This is a genomic window from Bacillus cereus group sp. MG1, from assembly GCF_040460035.1.
GTDB classification, from domain to species: Bacteria; Bacillota; Bacilli; order Bacillales; family Bacillaceae_G; genus Bacillus_A; species Bacillus_A cereus.
In genome coordinates this window covers 210,786-229,377 of record NZ_JARVGY010000002.1, presented here as the reverse complement: position 1 = coordinate 229,377, position 18,592 = coordinate 210,786, and the positions used below count along the sequence as shown (strand labels likewise).

The following is an 18,592-nucleotide window of genomic DNA, read 5'->3' as shown; positions in this document are numbered from 1 at the left end:
GATAAAAAGATATTTTATCCTTATACAAATGAGTGAGACATACTGTATTTCACGCTATTTATCTAAGAAAATAAAACTAGGAAATAGATTTTATATACGCACTAGTTATCTATGATTCCATTCAAATAATGTATAAAAATTAAGCAAATTCCCTTCAAATTCTAAATATATTCATGCATTTCTCCTTTTTTTTTTAGAATTACAAACTATCAGAAGTACATATCAAAACAGACCAATAAATACCATTGTAAACATGATTTTTACTCTCTATTCTGTAAATTAACTGTACTCAAACTATTCATCTTTGAATCTATTTTTTCATTTTTCTTCTACTTGTTAATTTTGAATAAAGTTCTGTCCCTAAACTATTTTCTATACGCATAATTTTTCTTACCAGATTTCTAATTGCAATAAAAAAGGAAGATCCAAGTATTCATATCACTTAGTTCTTCCTTTTCCCCTGTATAAACTACCATCACATAATTTACATCGTATTTCTTCATTCGTACTCTCTAATAACTTATCTATATTAATCAATATATCATCCGGCTCTTTAGAATACTCTTTTGGTTCAACTAATACTATTCAAACATTATTTTTTTCGTTTTTCATGTTATGAATCATAAATGATCCCACCTGCAACTTGAAGACAACATAAAAAGGAATTCTTCAAGTCGATTAAAAATGTGCATAACAAAATAAGCTATATATGCACTAATCGGCTCAAAGAAGCCCTTTCACAATTGAAACAAGAACACAACTTGCTTCTGCAACTCAACCACAACACATAAGGCGTGGGAATAAACGGAATTCAACGAATAACAATATACCTATATATTATACAATTTAGATTTTGGTATCAAGAATTTTTTTTATTATCTTTAGTTATTTATCAGATGTTGTAAAATTAATAACATTTTCTAATAAGTTAATCCCAAGATCAGATATTGTAATATTAATAGAAATCCTCAGAAAGTTTCATTAATAACGATAAATAAAAGACGCCAACTAGCGTCTTTTATTTACTCTTCTATATTTTGGTTTTTCAATAACTTAAATTTCTACCTATAAAATGTACTCCTCGTACCATTTAGCTTTTTTAGTTTCCATTTTACTCTCTTTTTCTTCATCTCACTCTTGTATTTCTTCGTACATACGCTGCCTTTCTTTGTTAACAGCTCTAACTTGATCGTAATCGTAGTCAATCGATTCCCTTTCTTCTGTTCTACGCTGTATTTCTTCGTACATACGCTGCAGCTCCTTGTAAGCTGCATCTCCCTCATCGTAATCAATTAATTCCTGTTCTTCGCCTCTAATTTGTCTTTTTCGCTCTTCTCTCTTTTGTTGTAGTTGATATCTTCTATATGCCTTTTTATCAGTAATTTTTTCACAGTCGTGCGCTAGCTCCTTCGTTTCGTCATGTCCATGTCCGCAAAAATCGTTTGGAATTATAGCACTAGATTTCTTAACAGATTCAGGATTAGAGTCTTCATGTTCTTTGTTTGCCTTCTCCTCTTTAACTACAGTATTACTAAGACCATCTTGCTCTTTGTTCGTTACATTTCTATTAGAATCAAACTTTATAGTCATTGAACCGTGTCCACCGTGACCTAAGTATATGTAGATAGAGAACAATTTAGTTGTTTCGCTGGATCCAGGCTTTCCTGCTATCTCTATGACTTTGTCCGCAGACATTCCAACTTTGATTCGATTATACTGTTCTAGTGATACTGTTGATCCGTCTTCATGTACATCTTTATAATGCGGATATTTGTCATTAGTTTCCTCATCTTTATTCTTAGATTCATCCACTTGTTGTACCTTTTTTTTCTTCTCAGGTTCTTCTGTACCCTCTTTAACCTTAGGCGGATTGGACTTCTTCTCTTCGATCTTAGGGGGATTAGACTTCTCCTCTTCGACCTTTGCGACTTCTATAGAGTCTTGTTTCTTATATGGCTTGTAATCCCCATCTTCCTTTGCAGAGCAGGCGCTGAAAATTGATACAGATGTTGCACTTAATAAAAGTAATTTCTTTAATAATTTCGTATTAAATTTCATAATATTATTCCCCCTTTACATATATTAAATTGCCACCATGCTTCCTCCTATAAACGTTATCCTTTCCCTTCGCACATAGACTCTTATATAACTTTGCGTAAGCCTCTTCGATATTCATTACAGATCACTTTTTGGCTGTAGTACTTGTACACCCCCATAACATTTCAAGTTGATTAGTGTCACCAAAAAGTTACCGTCTTTTTCATTATTCGCACTCTATTTTTATCAAATGTCTTAACTGCGTATCTTATGCTACGGAAAGAATCATATATTAAATGTACTTCGTTATTTACCTTACTCCATTGACATTCCCACGGCTAAAGCCGCAAGTCCTACACCTTACGGTGTAACGGATGGGATTCTTGAATGACTAAGCATTCGCAGTCCATTTCTGTTTTGAACAGCCTTCAAGATGAGGGTGTGCCATCACCCCTCCTAAGACAGACCATATAGGTTCTTAGGCTGATTGACTATTACCGCCAATCACAGTTGCGTAGCGGATATTCATCGCCCCAACGATATCACGATGTTTCTTAAACCCACATTGACACTTGTATTTTCTGTCTTGCGCCTTGTTCTTTTCAGAACATTTCGGACATGTTTGACTTGTATAAGAAGGATTCACATATTCGACCTTTATGCCAACTAATGTCGCTTTGTACTCGATGAATTGTGCTAAACGATGGAATGACCAAGTGTGTAGATTCTTTTCGTTTTTACGGCTTGTTCGTGCCGTCTGTCTAATGTTCGTTAGTTGCTCTAATCGAATGACAGAAATATTATTATCCGTTGCAAAATCAACGATTCCACGACTTACTTTGTGGTCTTGGTCTTGCATCCATCTTTGTTCTTTATCATCAAGTTGACGAAGGGCATTCAGTTTCTTAGCTTCTCCTAATTTCTTGCGAACACTGCGAAACTTACGTTTCATAAATTTGTTTTGCCTACCGTTCCCGAAGAAACAAACTTTATCATCATCTGTGATGGCTACCGCAGGAACTTTGAGACCTAAGTCTACTCCTAAAATCTTTGTTCCCGTTTTTTCGTTTGTAGGAATCGTGACAGATATTTGAGCAATCCATTTAGCAGATTTCTTCGTGATACGAAGTGTGCCTAACTTGTGCTTCAACAATTCGAAATTGCGATTATATTTGTCGATTAATAAAGCGCGAACCTTTAAACGAGTTGACTTTCCATTTACCATAAACGGAATTGAAATGTGTGTGAAGTCAAATGAATAGTTTTGGTTATTCCATACACAAACAGGTCTTTTTAGAATCGGAACGATTTTGTATTTACTCTTTTTCACCTTTGTAGAAAACACACTTTTCGCATCTTTAATTGCTTGATTTTTCACCGCACTTGGGATATTGGCCTCAATATCCTTTGTACTTTTCTTCGTGCTTTTCTTTGCTTCAACCATTTCAGATACAAGAGCATTAATGACTTTTATATACTCGTGGCTACTTTGTTCCAATAGCATGATTTGTTCTTTTGTTGGAAGCAATTTAACTTTAACCGTGATGGTTTGTGGCACAAGTTTCACCCCCTCGTTTTTTGATTTTCCACATAATGTTTTATTGTCTCACTTGATACACTTCCAGCAGTAGAAACAAAATAAGAACGCGTCCATAGGCTCGGCAAGTGTTGAAGATGTGAAAATTCTTCTCTCAAACGTTTTGATGTCACTCCTTTAATTTTTGCCATTGTATCAGCAGGACTAAGTGTTGGTGGTGTATTTAAGAACAAGTGAACGTGGTCTTTGTCGCATTCCATTGCAACAATAGAAATATCCAATCCTCCCCATATTCCTTGAACCAACTCCTTGAAACGTTCTTCTACTTTTGTGTTAAGAAAACTCTTTCTTCTGTATCGCGGGCAAAACACAAAATGATAGTTAATTAATGACACGGTTGTTTTGGTTCTTCTATAATCATTCATCATGTTTACGTTTTGTATCAGTTAGATTATAAAACTGCAATACGAAAGATAAAAAAATAAAAGGTACCAACATTTTGATACTTAGAGTGCCAACCTCACTTTCATCCCATGCCTAAAGGCGAGGGGCTTTCTCGTTCGGGAAGGGCTGTAATTACCGGCCAAACGTTCAATAAGTGATATGTAAATTTTTTTACCTTTTCACTATATGAATTACTTTATATTACATTATAATAATGTTATTTCAGTCTTTTAGAAAATATTGTTAATCTATTCAACGTTGATTTAAAGTTGTTAAAAAACGAATAAGTGGAATTCTTAACGAATAGAGATGAAATTTCGTTTGCTAATTCACGTAATTTTCACACATTAAAACGCTGCATGTTAATATTTGTTATATAATGAAACCAAGCCTTAAGTAAGATAGTTTCCCTGTTACGAGTAATGAGATAGTTTGTTTCACCTTTTTATATTATCTAAAAAAGAACTTGTAGTGATGCCTACAAGTTCTTTTTGCATTTTTTATCATTTTAATCAAGGAGACACCTACCAAAATGAAGGTGAATCAAATGATGATTAATAAAGCCTATAAATTTTGAATCTACCCACATCTAGCACGAGCAATTCTAGGCAACAAAGTTAATGTTATCTCTTTTCTATCAAGCGAAGGTTTTATAGTACCCTCAGAACGAAATTTTGTGCTAACTTTTACCCATCCAGCTCATTTTTTCGTTTTAAAATATTTCAAAATATGAGCTGGATGGGTACGTATAGTGACCTCCACTTAATTATCAGAAAAACCTTAGCCTCTAATTGCATACACGCTAATTACGATGATTTCCCAATTCCAGCACCATAATGAATCTCTCCTTCTCCTCTTTTCATCAGTATTGATAGGTAATAGATGGGCCAGTCACAAAAACAGGTTGTGAAGAAAGTCTTCTTCACAACCTGAGAGTAAGTTATATATCCAAATATGACCTGTTCTTTTAAGTATTTAGTCTTTTATAATCTGTTAAAATCGATATAACTAGAGTCATAATAAATCCACTGACCTGTTCCAATTCTTAGCCAACCATTCTTTTCTTCATATACTGTAACTTTTTCGCCTTTACTTGTCTTTCTAACAATAGAATAGTTTGTACCTGACCCGCTTCGAACATTTACCCCAATACCATTAATTTGAGCCGTTCCAACTACCTTTTCAACACTGCCATTTTCAATTACTTGTAGCATATTTAGAATGAATGTTGCTGTTTCACCACGAGTTGTTGTTCCTTTAGGGTCGTATTGATTTTCACCCTTACCTTTGACAATACCTAAGCCATACAATCTTTGTACATCTTCTTTATAGCTAATTTGGTCTTTGTCTGAGAATGGTAGGTTTACAACTGGTCCCCATATACCTTTATACTGTAAAGCCTTGTTTACAATAATTGCTGATTCTTCTCTTGTAATAGGTGTGTTTGGGTCAAAATAACCATCTCCTCTACCTTGAATGATACCTGCACTTGCAGTACGTTTAATACCATCTCGTAAAGTTGAATTTGCATCGTTTAGGTCTTTAAATGAAGCATCTCCAGCTGGCAGGTTTAGAGATTTAGAGATTAATTGAGCAAATTCGGCTCTTGTTATCGCTCTATTGGGTGCGAAAACTCCGTTTCCTTCCCCTATCATAATACCCCTTCTATTTAATTCTCGAATAGCTTCTTCATACCAACCTCCTGTAATGTCATCTTTTGGTTGATAAAGATTATTATAATATCCCTCAACGCTATTTACGAATACATCCCATTGCCCATTATTAATCATGTTAGCAGGGCAGATTTTACCGCTCCATTTTTGGTGTTTTACAATGTTATTTAACGGTACACCAGTTTCTTTCATTAAATAAGCTACAAGTTTCTTAGCGTTATCTACTGCTTTACTGTAGTTTCCGTCACTGTTAACTGCGATTTCAATTGCAATAGATTCTCTATTACCTGGACCATCACCGTCTCCTGCGTGCCATCCGTTCTCGTTTAATGGTAGATGTTGATAAATCTCTTTATCGTCTACTGTAAAATGCCACGATGCAGCTCGGTCCGTGTTACCTACTGCTTGGTTATATAGATATTGAGCATGGTTTCTAGCACCTGCTCCTACACTTGTATTATCAGTCTCATGAATTGTAATATACTTTGGACTCATGTAGTTTTGAGGACGAATATTATCGTTACCTGCTGGAACAATCCATTCAGTGAATGGAACACCGTTTATTGTACTAGAGGTGCTAGGTGATATGGGAGACAGACTACGTTTTGTTCTGTTTGAATTGTTAGGAACAGTTAATGTACCTGTTTCTTCATGAATACCTTCTGAACGTTGAAGACTGTCTGTTTTTTTCTTGTCGACAGTACCTCCACCACGTCCATCTACCCCTTCAAAACTAGCTTCAATACTTTTTAAAGCTTGTTCATCTGATGTTGTTTTACTTTGTTCCTGAACGTTTATAGGTTGCTTACTGTTTACTGATTGTTGTTCCTCTGCGAACGATACCAATGGTGAAGATAATACCGTTAATCCTGCCGTGAATGCTACTACTTTTTTATTAAATTTAATGTTCATTTTGAATTTGGTATACCTCACTATTTTAATAGATATACCTTCCTCCTCATGCTTCTTTTAGTGTGAATAATAGTTTAAATAATGGTAGCCTGAACCCTCAAAATAACGGATTGATTTTACATTTCATATGACAATCCGACATCTATAAGTCCTACTTGAAATGTCAATACTTTAGAATTATAACACAGCACGGTTGCAGTCATCCCAGGACTCTTACAAGTAATCTCCTAATCTTGTACATAATGATAGTATGAATCTAAAAAAGGGGCATTATCACATCGCTATCAATCTAAGGTTTTACACTACCCATAAAGTAAAAAATACGTTATCCTTTCTGTGGAATTATAGGAAAGGATGGCATATTTTTTCTTTATGACTCTTTCGATTCTTGACGAACTTCAACCGATTGCTGAAGAATTACAGCAGCATATGTCTCCTCATGTTCTATAAAACCTAGTCAAAGAAAAAGGATTTGTACAACGAAAAAGTAAATATCAAGCACAGGAGTTAGTTGCTTTATATGTATGGCTATTATATACCAAACGTACATTCAATGGATAGTGACGTAACACTTTATGTATGTCGAACAATTAAGATAGCTCCTTGCCATCCCTTTTTCAAAGCCAATTCATCTCCCACCTACTCACTAGGCTTTGACCCTTCACGCTCCTTGAGGAAGGAGTCTTCTTGGCTAAAATGATAAATTATACTATTAAATTCTTAACAGTTATTATTATGGAATCGACAATTGCAACAAATTTTCTTCTCTAAATCTCTGCTTAAAGTGCTGGGATTTTTATTTTTGCACGTGCATTTCCTTTTCTTCTTCACACGTTTCAGATAACACCAATAGTAAAGATTAGGTCCTTCATGTCCCATTGATCGTCTATACAGAGTTTTAATTAACTTGCTACATTCCGGACGTTCTTCTATATCATATTTCACGATATTTCCACCACTTAATACTACACATGCGGCTTCCATTACATACAGCATCCCAACTTATTCTTTTATTATTTTGAAAGTACTGTTGAAACGATTGAAGGTTAATATAAAAACATATTATCTTTAAGTCCACTTATAAAAATAAGTGGACTTTTTTATATAAAAATTATTAGAATTTTCTGTATTGATTTTCTAAAGTTTTATTCAGAGGTTATTATTATCATATTCAGAATTATATAAAAGTGTCAAAAAGATAGATATATGCAAAAAATGGAATATGTGAAATTAGGGATGGGGAGTGTTATTTTTGAAAAAGAAAGTTTTATCTTCAACACTAGCTTTATCTATGGCTTTAGGGACATTTGCGACATTAGGTACGCCACGTACATATGCAGCAGAGCAAAAAATTCAATACAACCAAGAATTCCAGACACCATCTTATATGGGGGAAGAGTGGAAAGCGCCGAAAGGACTAGATAAAAAAGAAACGGTGTTCGAGTATTTAAAAAGTAAGAAAGAAATGTTTAAATTAGCAGGAAATATGGAAAAGCACTTTGAAATTGTATCTGAAGAGAAAGATGAAAAGACAAATACAACGCATGTGAAATTAGTTGAGACGCATAACAATGTGCCCGTTTATGGATCGGATCAAACGATTGCACTTGATGAAAATAACAATGTAAAAGCATTTTTTGGACAGGTTGTTCCTGATGTGGCTGGTAAAAACATCCCCGCTGAACCCAACATCTCACAAGAAGAAGCTGAGAAAATTGCAAAAGCAGATATCGAGAAAGAAATTGGAAAAGTAGAGGATTACGATAGTATCAAAAAAGATTTATTTGTATATGAGAAAGACGGCAATTACTACTTATCATATTTAGTAAAAGCTTCTATTTCTAAGCCAGAACCAGGATATTGGCATTATTTCATTAATGCGACAAATGGAAATGTTATCAATAAATATAATGCAATCGATCATATGGAAGGCTTCGGTTATGGCGTACTCGGACAAAGAACTTCATTTAAAATTGAGCAAAATAAAGCAGGTTCATATCATTTGTTGGATGGTACACGAGGGAATGGAATTCATACTCTTGACGCAAGAAATTCCTCTGTACCATGGCTGTATGAGGAATGGGAAAGATCTCGCTTCACAGGTTGGGAAGTAGTAAGTGAATCAAAAATGTTCCAGGATAAAGCTGCAGTTGATGCCCACGTAAATACAGCAAAAGTATACGATTATTTCAAAAAAACATTTGACCGTAACTCGTTTGATAATAAAGGGGCAAAATTAATTTCAACTGTTCATGTCGGCGATCAATGGAACAATGCAGCTTGGAATGGAAGTCAAATGCTATATGGGGATGGGGATGGCGAAATATTCTTACCGTACTCCGCAAGTTTAGATGTTATTGCTCATGAGTTAACGCACGCAGTAACAGAGCATTCTGCGAATTTAGTATATGAAAACGAACCAGGTGCATTGAACGAATCTATATCTGATATTTTTGGAGCGATGGTAGACCGTGATGACTGGCAGCTTGGTGAGGATATTTATACACCAGACACCGATGGGGATGCGCTCCGCTCTTTAAGTGACCCAACATCAATTTCAATTCCACCAAGTCCAATGCATGATTTTCCAGATCATTACCCAGATCATTACAGCAAGCTTTACACTGGTGAGTTGGATTACGGTGGTGTTCATATTAACAGTAGTATAAACAATAAAGCGGCATATTTAATTGCTGAAGGCGGAACACATTATGGAGTATCAGTAAAAGGCGTTGGCCGCGAAGCAACGGAGAAAATTTATTATCGTGCACTTACAAAATATTTAACAGCAAATTCGAACTTTAGCATGATGCGTCAAGCTGCAATTCAATCAGCAAAAGATTTATATGGTGAGAACTCGAAAGAAGTACAGGCAGTAACGAAGGCTTATGATGCAATTGGTGTAAAGTAAGATTTGAACTACTCACCACTTAACGCCCTTACGGACTTTTTGAAGTGGGAGATTCCTGCGAACACCGGTGTATCCACCGGTTATCTTAGCAGGCTCTACCCGTAGTCCCTACGGTGAGAACATAAGTATTTTGTACGTTAACGCACCACACTCCCTACTTTAGCTTGGTTTTCGCAACTTCGGCAAGCATGGGGCGATAGAACGTTGAAGATTTTACGGTTGCAACGTTTTTCTGCAACCAACCTCATATCTTCAGTTTTCGAAGAGCAATCTGTACAAGTAAATGATAGCAAACATGTTGGCTTATGCCAACCGACATTCATCTCCCACCTAAAATTGGTGTTTCACACCTTCACATTTTTGAGGAAGGAGTCTTCTGTCGGAAAACGATAAAAAAGATCTGATATTATTATGTCAGGTCTTTTTTATATCTTATTTTTTGACACCTAAACTCACTATGAGAAACTATATATATGTAAAATGATAAAGACATTCATATAGCTAGGACCCTCAGCTTGATAATATGGTAAAATGAACTCCTTTTGCAGCATGAACAACACAGTTTGACGGCATATGTGAAATCATTAAGGAGGAAAACAAATTAACTCGGCCGATAAAAGAACTGATTGAGAACATGTTATTATATTCTTTATTATCTGAAGTAAAAATACTAATTACATATTAATAAGATGGTTATTTTCTCTTTAGCTATTTTAAAGTTGTTGGTATTGACCAACAAAATAGTGCTGCTATATATATATGTCTTATTCATATTATTTTATATTTTAAATCTATATCTTTTTGCTCCAAATGTCCTTCAGTAAGTTCATCAATCTTATCTACATGTTACAAAATCTTTTCATTATGAGTAATAATAATTTTGGTTTAAGGAATATGAAATAAATTATTAATTACATAATCTGCTGTTTCCCCATCTAAATAATAGTAGGTTCATCTAAAATTAAAATGGGATATTTTTCAATAATACACATAATATAACTAATATTTGTCCATCCGATAAATTCATTCAATCTTCGGATATAACAACATCATTTATTCTTTGAAATTGAATATAATTACTTAGATTTAATTTTTGAATAGAATTTTGTGTTTTTAAATGATTATATCTAATATCGTAATAATCTAAATTCCCCAAAATCCCTTCTAAAGAGCACTTCATCTTGAAGCATTAACCCGATTTTCTTTCTAAATTCATCACTCTTCTATTGTTTAACATTTTGCCTATCTATTAAAATATCACCATTATCAGGATCAAGTATTTTTAATAGCAAATCAACTAAAGGCGATTCCCCACTACCACTTTTTCCAGTAATCACAATACTTTCATGTTTATTAATATCTAAATTTAAATTTTATCATTTTAGCCAAGAAGACTCCTTCCTCAAGGAGCGTGAAGGGTCACAGTCCAGTGAGTAGGTGGGAGATGAATTGGCTTCGAACAAGGGATGGCAGGAAGCCATCTTAATTGTTCGACATATAGAAAGTATTACTCCACTACCTATCGAATATACGTTTGGTGTATAATAGTCATATACCGAAATGGAGGTGAATTAAATAATGATGAATAAAGCCTATAAGTTTCGTATCTATCCAAATCAAGCACAAGCAATTCTAATTAACAAAACGATTGGGTGTTCTCGTTTTGTATTCAATTATTTCCTATCCTTATGGGATCATGCATACAAAGAGACAGGAAAAGGCTTGACCTATGGTACATGCTCTGCCAAATTACCTGCCATGAAGAAAGAGCTTGTTTGGCTAAAAGAAGTGGATAGTATTGCGATTCAGTCGTCTGTTCGCAACCTTGCGGATGCTTATACGCGCTTTAAATCTAAGAAGAACAACGTACAATCTTATACCACAAAACAAACAAATGAAAACATTGCCGTTGTAGGGAACAAAATAAAGTTGCCGAAACTAGGCCTTGTTCGATTTGCCAAAAGTCGCGAAGTAGAGGGACGTATTGTAAATGCTACAGTTAGGAGGAACCCTTCTGGTAGATATTTTGTGTCACTATTAGTTGAAACAGAAGTACAAGAACTTCCAAAAACACATTCTTACATTGGAATAGATGTAGGACTAAAAGATTTCGCTATTTTGTCAGATGGAACACACTATGAAAATCTGAAGTTTTTTCGATCATTAGAAGATAAGTTGGCGAAAGCACAGCGTGTGCTTTCTAGAAGAATGAAAGAATCTTCTCGCTGGAATAAACAACGAGTAAAGGTATCTAGAATTCATGAATACATATCAAATACTAGAAAAGATTACTTGGACAAAATTTCAACTGAAATCATCAAAAACCACGATGTTATCGGTATAGAGGATTTGCAAGTATCGAATATGTTAAAGAATTATAAGTTAGCAAAAGCAATTAGTGAGGTATCTTGGTCGCAATTTCGATCCATGTTAGAATACAAAGCAAAATGGTATGGCAAACAAGTCATTGTCGTATCGAAAACATTTGCTTCCAGCCAATTATGTTCTTGTTGTGGATATCAAAATAAAGACGTTAAAAATCTAAACCTACGTGAATGGGGCTGTCCTTCTTGTTGTACACACCATGATAGGGATATTAACGCAAGTATCAATCTAAAAAATGAAGCGATAAGGCTTCTAACCGCAAGGACTGCGGGGTTAGCCTAATCAATTAGAGTTCGATAGAACTCTTTACTTAGGAATCCCTCACTTCTAAACGAAGTGAAAGTGGGGTTAGTTCAAAACTATTAACTATAATATACCCTTTCAAGAAATTTTAAAAAGGTTGAAGTAGCCAAAAAATATTTTCCGGAATAATTAGATTAATTTCTCTTTTTTGTATATTTATGTTAAATTATTGTTATCACTACAAATTTATTGAATAATTTTAATACTCTCCCCTTTATACTATGGTAATATGTTTTTCACAATACATATTACCACTATAATTGCAAACATATATAAACCCATATTTAGAATTTTTAAGATTCTTTCATAGCATTAAGATATTTTTTACCTTTTAGTTTGTTTATTCTTAATTTTTAAACTAAAATAATATATATTGGTAATAATTAAATAAAATTCCAATAATTATAGGAAGGAGAAAATTATGAAGAGCATTGTATTATTTGATGGTGATTGTAATTTCTGTAATCAGAGTATTCAATTCATTATTAAGAGGGATCCTAAAGGATATTTTCAATTTGCATCGCTTCAAAGTGCATTAGGTAAAACATTATTAAAAAGGTATGAAATAGACGAAACAATAGACAGCATAGTATTAATAGATAAAAATAATAGTTATATTAAATCAGATGCCATACTAAACATTTGTAGAAATTTAAAAGGTATATGGAAGATTTTCACTCTTTTTATATTAATTCCAAGGCCGATTCGAAACTTTTGCTATGAAAAATTCGCAAAAAATAGATACCGATGGTTTGGTAAACAAGAACATTGTATGTTACCGTCACCAGAAGTAAGAAAAAGATTTCTGGATTAATTCCGAAAATCTTCAAACTTTATATTATATTGTTAATCTTATCAAAATAAATACGCTATTCTTTCTTGCAAATTAAAGGAAGGAATAGTGTTTTTTTAACTTTTTTTACAATATTTTCAAATCCTACTTTACTCTCTAATTCTCCGTTATATCCCAGCGTGGATGCTCCTGTAATATAGTCAATTTCTACGAACTTATAATATTCTATCCCTAAAAAAATATCTCTAGAAATTACCGAAAGTGAACAAACATGTTTTTGTTAATACATATCCACCTTTTTACCCCTTAAGTCACCTTCGAACTTTACATGGAACAAAAAAGAAGAGAGATTTCTCCCCTCTTCACCAACAAAGGGGATTAAAATGTGTGTGAAGTCAAATGAGTAGTTTTGGTTATTCCACACACAAACAGGTCTTTTTAGAATCAAAACAATTTTATATTTACTCTTTTTCACTTTTGTAGAAAACACACTTTTCGTATCTTTAATCGCTTGATTTTTAACTACACTTGGAAGGTTGACTTCAATATCCTTTGTATTTTTCTTCGTGCTTTTTTTCACTTCAACCATTTCAGATACCAGTGTATTAATGAGTTTAATATAATCAGAACTACTTTGTTCCAATAGCCTAATTTGTTCTTTTGTCGAAAGCACTTTAACTTTGACCGTGACATTCCCAGCCGTAATAATAAAATAGGAACGTGCCCACAGGCTTGGCAAAAAGCACGAGATGAGAAAACTATTCTCTTAAACGCTTCGACATCACTCTTATTAATCACCTCAATAGTGTATCAATATTATAATAGGAATAGCATCCAAAAATCTCCCTAACAATATAAATCCTCCCTCTCCAATTCCCCTTAATCTGAGCAATTGGTACATCCTTACTGTTCTTTTTGTTTTTATCATCACCTTTTCAAATCATCTTCATATGTTGTATATAGATATCTCCTTTCGAATTGCAATGATGCCTCTTTCAAGTCCTAATGTACGCCGTACAAAGAGCACTTTTGAAAAGTGCTCTTTGTACTTTGTAATACACTCCCTCTATAATAAAGTAATTTTAATGTATGAATAATTTACAGCTGCCTTGTAGTATGAATTGTAACTATTTGCACACACTATAATTGGAAGGCTTGAATCATTGTCATTGAAAAATGTTCAGCGCTTCCGCTCCTTAAGAGAACAGTCTACGCAACTGTTCTCTTTTCCTTTTTTACAAAAAAAACAGGACAAGCACAGTTAACTACGCTACGATTAATTGCATTGCAACATTCTCATCGTTTCCTCAACAATTTCTCAATATTTTTCAAGGACAATAGCACACTTCCTCAACCTTAATAATATCTTAATATTAAATACTGCAAGGAGGCGCTAGAAAATGACTTGGTTCATTATTTTAGGATTTATGCTTATTTTAAGTATAGGCGGCTTTCACCCACATAGTATTCATATCATTTTCAAAATAGATTCAGATACAAAAGCTATGCCAAATTGGTCTTTCGTTAATAAAATAAACTTTCGAACATTTAAAGAGTTGTTAAAAAACCCAAACAGGAATAAATTCAAAAGCCTTACCATAGGAGAGCTGTTTATCCCTTTAAGTCTATTCAATAAATTATTTGGCAAAACATTAATTTTTTTAATCCTATTCTTCTATTCTCAATTCTTAAACTAAATATAATATGAGATGAGTAAAAGAATAGCAGTCGCCGACCATAACAAACAACAGACCACCTATTACAGACGGTCTGTTTTAAAACAAATTGACTATATCAATAGAATAAGGATACCTTAATTATTCAGAATATTCTTATTATTAGTGAAAAAAATCGTAGTTTCATATAAGCTATCTATTTCCTGTTATTATCAGATTAAGCCTTTACAGAGAAAAGGGGGATATTATGACTGTTCAAGAAAAAAGTAATAAGCAATTGATGGAATTATTAAATGAATGGTATGAAAAAATTCGTTTATATCATGTAAAAGAAGCAAAACAAACACATCTACAAGTAAAAGAAAGCTTAAAAGTAATAGAAACTGATCCATATTTATCATTTTATTACTCACTACTAGATTTTAGATATAAAGTCTTGGTAGATGGAGTGAGTATTACAAAAGATTCCTTTAAGAATATAGAAAAACTCCCTAATATCGAAGAGGAATATTTATTTTTATCTTATTATTATTATTTCTTTAAGGCAATCCACTTTACAATTATAGCAAATTATAATGAAGCGAAAACACATTATGAAAAGGCAAAGAAACTTTTACCCTATATACCTAACGAAATAGAAAAAGCCGAGTTTGAATATAGAGTTTCAACTTACTGTTATCAATCTTATCAACCATTTAAAGCGATTCAGCATGTAGTAAAGGCCAAAGAAATATACCTAGACCATGTAGGTTATGGAATCAATATTGCTTTATGCGACAATGTATTTGGTTTAGCATGTATAGATCTAAGAGAATTTGAAAAAGCGGAAGAATGTCTCAATACGGTTATTGATGTTTTTAATAAGTATGATGAAGAACATTTATTATTAAGAGCACGTTACAATTTAGGCTGGTTATATAATATTCAAGATTTATATCCATTGGCGATCCGACAAAGTTCTGAAATTATAAATAAAATACCGAATCATTTTAAAGCATTATTTGTCTTAGCAAGAGCATATTATAAATTAGAAGGCATTGAAACAGCTAAATCATATATCGAGCAAGGAATAAACTATACGAATAAAGCAGGAAATGAGGAATATAAGCACCGTTTTGCAGTATTAAATGAACTACTCACAGAATTACCTAGAATTAAACTAGAAAAAGTAGTGACTGATGCAATTTCTTATTTTGAAAAAGAAGAAATGTGGGATTGTGTAAAAGAATATGCAGAGGTTTTAGCACTTCAATTTTATGAGGCAGATAACCATGTTAAGGCAAGCAAATATTTCTATATTAGCAGTAATGCTGGTAAGAAACATTTGAAAAAAGGAGCGTTAAAGTGATGAAAAAAATAAAAAAGATTGTATTAAGTATGGTAGTAATAAGTGCATTAGCATGTGGCATGAAAAGTTTACATTCACCTCAACAATCTTCTTCTAATGGTGGAGATACACCAGCACCAACAATACCTAGTGTCTCTGTAGAAGTATCTATTGATTAATGTAATACATTATTCTTGGTTTTAAAATCAGAAAATTCAATCTTTTAATAAAAAACATTGAATACAATGGATAAAATATTGAACCCTTAGTCCGAAACAGATTTGTTTCGGACTATTCTCGTTACTATAATTATACGTAGAATAGTAGACTAAAACTTCCACTTAGTCCTGTTCTGTAATTTCTTCTCTTTTTGAAGTAAGTCCTTTAACTTTTTTAAATAATCGATTTCCATACGCAAACATTCATTTTCATCTTTTAATGTCCCTATACCCCCTTTAATAGTTGCATTATTTAACTTTGATCTTATCTTTTCCATAGCTGGACCCCCTTTCTTCTTTTTATATTGGAATTCTACGCCTTTTAAATCATATATTTCCCTTTACCTACGAACTATTCCAATAAATTCTTTAACACAAACAATTAATTTATTTCATGTGTTTTTATTTTATTTCTCAAAATTTGAGATATATCTTTTGAAAAACCCCCTGTATTCCTTCCATATTTATCTCTCCTAAATAAATCGTAATACATATTATACCCAACAAATTTATAAGCTTTAATCTTATTTTTAACAAAGCCTTCTTATTTTAAATAGACATAACACTTCATACTGTCAACTCCCCCTATATTGATAAATATGAAACATCTAATTTATTTGACATTTCAATGACTTATGACAGGAAAATATATACATTAAATTAAACCTAATGTATCTTTGGTTTGTAAGTCGTAGTTAGTTGGCCAACTTTCAATACAATTTAATACTTAAAAATAAGGAGGATTTAAAAATGAATCAAGTATTAAGGAAAAGTAAGAAAAAAATGATGTATCTAGTCGGCTCACTTCTAATTTCTCTATCAATGTTTTCAACTACAAGTTTTGCAGCTACAGAAGGTGCTGTAAAAAGTGTTACAAATAGTAGTTATACTGGAATTACAGCTGATATAAATCTACCAAAATCGGTTGTTGTTAAGGATGGATATGTGAATTGGTACTTAGGTATTGGAGCATCTAAAGTTGAAGGTGGTATTTCAAAAACACCAAGTGGATATAAAGTGTTTCTTAATTCAGGATATAATGAATCAGGTCAAAACAATAAGTATTGGAACACACAATATGATACATCAATTAAAGATGGTGATCGAGTAAACATTAAAATAATTAATAACGGCAATGGTACGGTTACTATGTATGTAAATGGAATCCCTAGATATGCAAATCAGCCTGTATATGGCTCATTTTCTCAATACGAACCAGTAAAAATGGTTCAGGGCGTTGAAGATACTGGACGTAATTCTTTTAGCCAAGCTAGTTTTTCAAACGTACTTCTAAGAACAGATACATCTGGAGCTACCTACAAAAGTTGGAACGGTTCAATTTCTTCCTCATTTTCTAAACACGGTACTTATGGTAACAGTTTCACAGTTTATTCTCAAGTGCCATTAAGCGCAAGTTTACGCTAAAATTGTTCTTGTATACGAATAATTTTGTGAAAAAGGTAGCTGTACTTTTGTACAGCTACCTTTTTCATATGGTGAATTTTTAATAGATATTGTATCAGACATAAGTTACATTCTTCATATTTTAACTTCTTTGAATTCAATAATACTTAATCAGCTTGTCTTATTACTTCACTTAACGTATCGAGATACAGCTTATAGCAACTACAACACGCTTTATTATTAATAATACCACTCTTCTTAATTTAACTTTAATTCCATTGCATTGATTTTTTAATAATAAATATACAACTTAGTAATGATAATAGATATACAATAAGAATAATATACAACTGTTTTGGTTCAATGCTATCGATATAAAGACTCATAATTGGATATGACCAAGGAAACAGTATCCAATAGTTTGTATGCGAGATAAAAAAGCTACCCAACCCGCCTATAACCCCTACTAATAATGAAAGTAACGGGATTTTATAAAATATTATATTTATTAAAAAATGTAAATTCACAATAGTTAAAGAGCTAATCACCATAAAAAGTATAGAAAAAATTAATCTTTGATAAACAGTCCCAAGATTATCAACCGTTAATACTATAGGTATACTAGTTATGACTAAAGCACATATTAAATAACCAAAAGTAATTATTAAGCAAAACAAAAACTTATTACTTAATATAGTTTTTAAAGTGATTCCGTGATAAATAGCAGACATATATCCTTTTCTTCTGAACTCGTTTACAAAAGAAAATGACACTAATAGACCTATTGCAATAGGTAAAAATAATCTACAAAAAAGACTTAGAATCGCTATATGCATGAAAACGCCATCTTTTGATTGAGATGATACAGTTAGAAAGATTTGAAAACTAATTGGTATCAACAGAAATACTAGTAACAGGATATACAATCCATTATGAAGACTTTTTTTATATTCACCTAATATACCCACTTAT

General features: G+C 32.8%; 14 protein-coding genes and 4 pseudogenes. 9 read left to right on the top strand and 9 right to left on the bottom strand.

The window, feature by feature from the left end:
• Positions 1–1,131: 1,131 nt before the first annotated feature.
• From QCI79_RS28930 to QCI79_RS28915, 4 genes are all read right to left on the bottom strand, one after another.
• Positions 1,132–2,058 (bottom strand): outer membrane protein assembly factor BamE, encoded by a 927-nt coding sequence (locus tag QCI79_RS28930; RefSeq protein ID WP_021728276.1) that lies wholly within the window; start codon positions 2,056–2,058, stop codon positions 1,132–1,134.
• A 457-nt stretch (positions 2,059–2,515) separates the two neighbouring features.
• Positions 2,516–3,595 carry an RNA-guided endonuclease InsQ/TnpB family protein gene (locus tag QCI79_RS28925; protein ID WP_048556268.1) on the bottom strand — a complete coding sequence of 360 codons (1,080 nt, stop codon included), beginning with the start codon at positions 3,593–3,595 and terminating at the stop codon, positions 2,516–2,518.
• A 5-nt stretch (positions 3,596–3,600) separates the two neighbouring features.
• Positions 3,601–4,002: an IS200/IS605 family transposase gene (tnpA, locus tag QCI79_RS28920; protein ID WP_042991618.1), complete on the bottom strand. Its 402-nt coding sequence runs from the start codon at positions 4,000–4,002 to the stop codon at positions 3,601–3,603.
• A 999-nt stretch (positions 4,003–5,001) separates the two neighbouring features.
• Positions 5,002–6,603 carry an S-layer homology domain-containing protein gene (locus tag QCI79_RS28915; protein WP_031303240.1) on the bottom strand — a complete coding sequence of 534 codons (1,602 nt, stop codon included), beginning with the start codon at positions 6,601–6,603 and terminating at the stop codon, positions 5,002–5,004.
• 372 nt (positions 6,604–6,975) lie between these two features.
• Between QCI79_RS28915 and QCI79_RS28910 the strand changes: the two are divergent.
• The 3 genes and pseudogenes from QCI79_RS28910 to QCI79_RS28900 form a co-directional block, all read left to right on the top strand.
• Positions 6,976–7,134, top strand: a pseudogene (locus QCI79_RS28910) (IS4 family transposase); the annotation flags it as partial.
• Positions 7,135–7,855: 721 nt separating this feature from the next.
• Positions 7,856–9,514, top strand: a complete 1,659-nt coding sequence (locus QCI79_RS28905; protein WP_021728307.1) for a M4 family metallopeptidase — start codon at positions 7,856–7,858, stop codon at positions 9,512–9,514.
• Between the two features lie 571 nt (positions 9,515–10,085).
• Positions 10,086–10,382, top strand: a pseudogene (locus tag QCI79_RS28900) (YolD-like family protein).
• A 355-nt stretch (positions 10,383–10,737) separates the two neighbouring features.
• Here QCI79_RS28900 and QCI79_RS28895 read toward each other — a convergent pair.
• The gene (locus QCI79_RS28895; RefSeq protein WP_021729497.1) at positions 10,738–10,851 is read right to left on the bottom strand and encodes an ATP-binding cassette domain-containing protein; all 114 of its coding nucleotides are present in this window, start codon (positions 10,849–10,851) and stop codon (positions 10,738–10,740) included.
• A 241-nt stretch (positions 10,852–11,092) separates the two neighbouring features.
• On the opposite strand from QCI79_RS28895, the gene tnpB reads away from it, so the two are divergent.
• Positions 11,093–12,181 carry an IS200/IS605 family element RNA-guided endonuclease TnpB gene (gene tnpB / locus QCI79_RS28890; protein ID WP_042991616.1) on the top strand — a complete coding sequence of 363 codons (1,089 nt, stop codon included), beginning with the start codon at positions 11,093–11,095 and terminating at the stop codon, positions 12,179–12,181.
• A 442-nt stretch (positions 12,182–12,623) separates the two neighbouring features.
• Complete coding sequence (locus QCI79_RS28885) at positions 12,624–13,016, top strand: thiol-disulfide oxidoreductase DCC family protein (RefSeq protein WP_021728638.1); 393 nt, start codon at positions 12,624–12,626, stop codon at positions 13,014–13,016.
• A gap of 79 nt (positions 13,017–13,095) precedes the next feature.
• On the opposite strand, the pseudogene QCI79_RS28880 reads toward QCI79_RS28885, so the two are convergent.
• Both QCI79_RS28880 and QCI79_RS28875 read right to left on the bottom strand, forming a co-directional pair.
• Positions 13,096–13,200 (bottom strand): annotated as a pseudogene (locus tag QCI79_RS28880) (phage holin family protein); the annotation flags it as partial.
• A gap of 162 nt (positions 13,201–13,362) precedes the next feature.
• Positions 13,363–13,701: pseudogene (locus QCI79_RS28875) on the bottom strand (RNA-guided endonuclease TnpB family protein); the annotation flags it as partial.
• A 694-nt stretch (positions 13,702–14,395) separates the two neighbouring features.
• On the opposite strand from QCI79_RS28875, the gene QCI79_RS28870 reads away from it, so the two are divergent.
• From QCI79_RS28870 to QCI79_RS28860, 3 genes are all read left to right on the top strand, one after another.
• The gene (locus tag QCI79_RS28870; protein ID WP_021728636.1) at positions 14,396–14,692 is read left to right on the top strand and encodes a hypothetical protein; all 297 of its coding nucleotides are present in this window, start codon (positions 14,396–14,398) and stop codon (positions 14,690–14,692) included.
• A 226-nt stretch (positions 14,693–14,918) separates the two neighbouring features.
• Positions 14,919–16,019, top strand: coding sequence for a response regulator aspartate phosphatase (locus QCI79_RS28865; RefSeq protein WP_021728635.1), 1,101 nt, complete (start codon positions 14,919–14,921; stop codon positions 16,017–16,019).
• Positions 16,019–16,177 (top strand): Phr family secreted Rap phosphatase inhibitor, encoded by a 159-nt coding sequence (locus QCI79_RS28860; protein WP_021728634.1) that lies wholly within the window; start codon positions 16,019–16,021, stop codon positions 16,175–16,177. The genes QCI79_RS28865 and QCI79_RS28860 overlap by 1 nt, the downstream gene beginning before the upstream one ends.
• Positions 16,178–16,326: 149 nt before the next feature.
• Here the strand turns inward: QCI79_RS28860 and QCI79_RS28855 are convergent, their stop codons facing one another.
• Positions 16,327–16,494, bottom strand: a complete 168-nt coding sequence (locus tag QCI79_RS28855; protein ID WP_021728633.1) for a hypothetical protein — start codon at positions 16,492–16,494, stop codon at positions 16,327–16,329.
• Between the two features lie 472 nt (positions 16,495–16,966).
• Here QCI79_RS28855 and QCI79_RS28850 point away from each other — a divergent pair, with 472 nt between their 5' ends.
• Positions 16,967–17,641, top strand: a complete 675-nt coding sequence (locus QCI79_RS28850) for a hypothetical protein (protein WP_021728632.1) — start codon at positions 16,967–16,969, stop codon at positions 17,639–17,641.
• A 248-nt stretch (positions 17,642–17,889) separates the two neighbouring features.
• On the opposite strand, the gene QCI79_RS28845 is transcribed toward QCI79_RS28850, so the two are convergent.
• Positions 17,890–18,588, bottom strand: coding sequence for an ABC-2 family transporter permease (locus tag QCI79_RS28845; protein WP_021728631.1), 699 nt, complete (start codon positions 18,586–18,588; stop codon positions 17,890–17,892).
• Positions 18,589–18,592 lie beyond the last annotated feature (4 nt).

Coding starts and splice junctions, on each gene's coding strand:
- QCI79_RS28930 (WP_021728276.1), bottom strand. CDS start 2,058: ATGAAATTTAATACGAAATTATTAAAGAAATTACTTTTATTAAGTGCA.
- tnpA (WP_042991618.1), bottom strand. CDS start 4,002: ATGATGAATGATTATAGAAGAACCAAAACAACCGTGTCATTAATTAAC.
- QCI79_RS28915 (WP_031303240.1), bottom strand. CDS start 6,603: ATGAACATTAAATTTAATAAAAAAGTAGTAGCATTCACGGCAGGATTA.
- tnpB (WP_042991616.1), top strand. CDS start 11,093: ATGATGAATAAAGCCTATAAGTTTCGTATCTATCCAAATCAAGCACAA.
- QCI79_RS28885 (WP_021728638.1), top strand. CDS start 12,624: ATGAAGAGCATTGTATTATTTGATGGTGATTGTAATTTCTGTAATCAG.
- QCI79_RS28870 (WP_021728636.1), top strand. CDS start 14,396: ATGACTTGGTTCATTATTTTAGGATTTATGCTTATTTTAAGTATAGGC.
- QCI79_RS28865 (WP_021728635.1), top strand. CDS start 14,919: ATGACTGTTCAAGAAAAAAGTAATAAGCAATTGATGGAATTATTAAAT.
- QCI79_RS28860 (WP_021728634.1), top strand. CDS start 16,019: ATGAAAAAAATAAAAAAGATTGTATTAAGTATGGTAGTAATAAGTGCA.
- QCI79_RS28855 (WP_021728633.1), bottom strand. CDS start 16,494: ATGGAAAAGATAAGATCAAAGTTAAATAATGCAACTATTAAAGGGGGT.
- QCI79_RS28850 (WP_021728632.1), top strand. CDS start 16,967: ATGAATCAAGTATTAAGGAAAAGTAAGAAAAAAATGATGTATCTAGTC.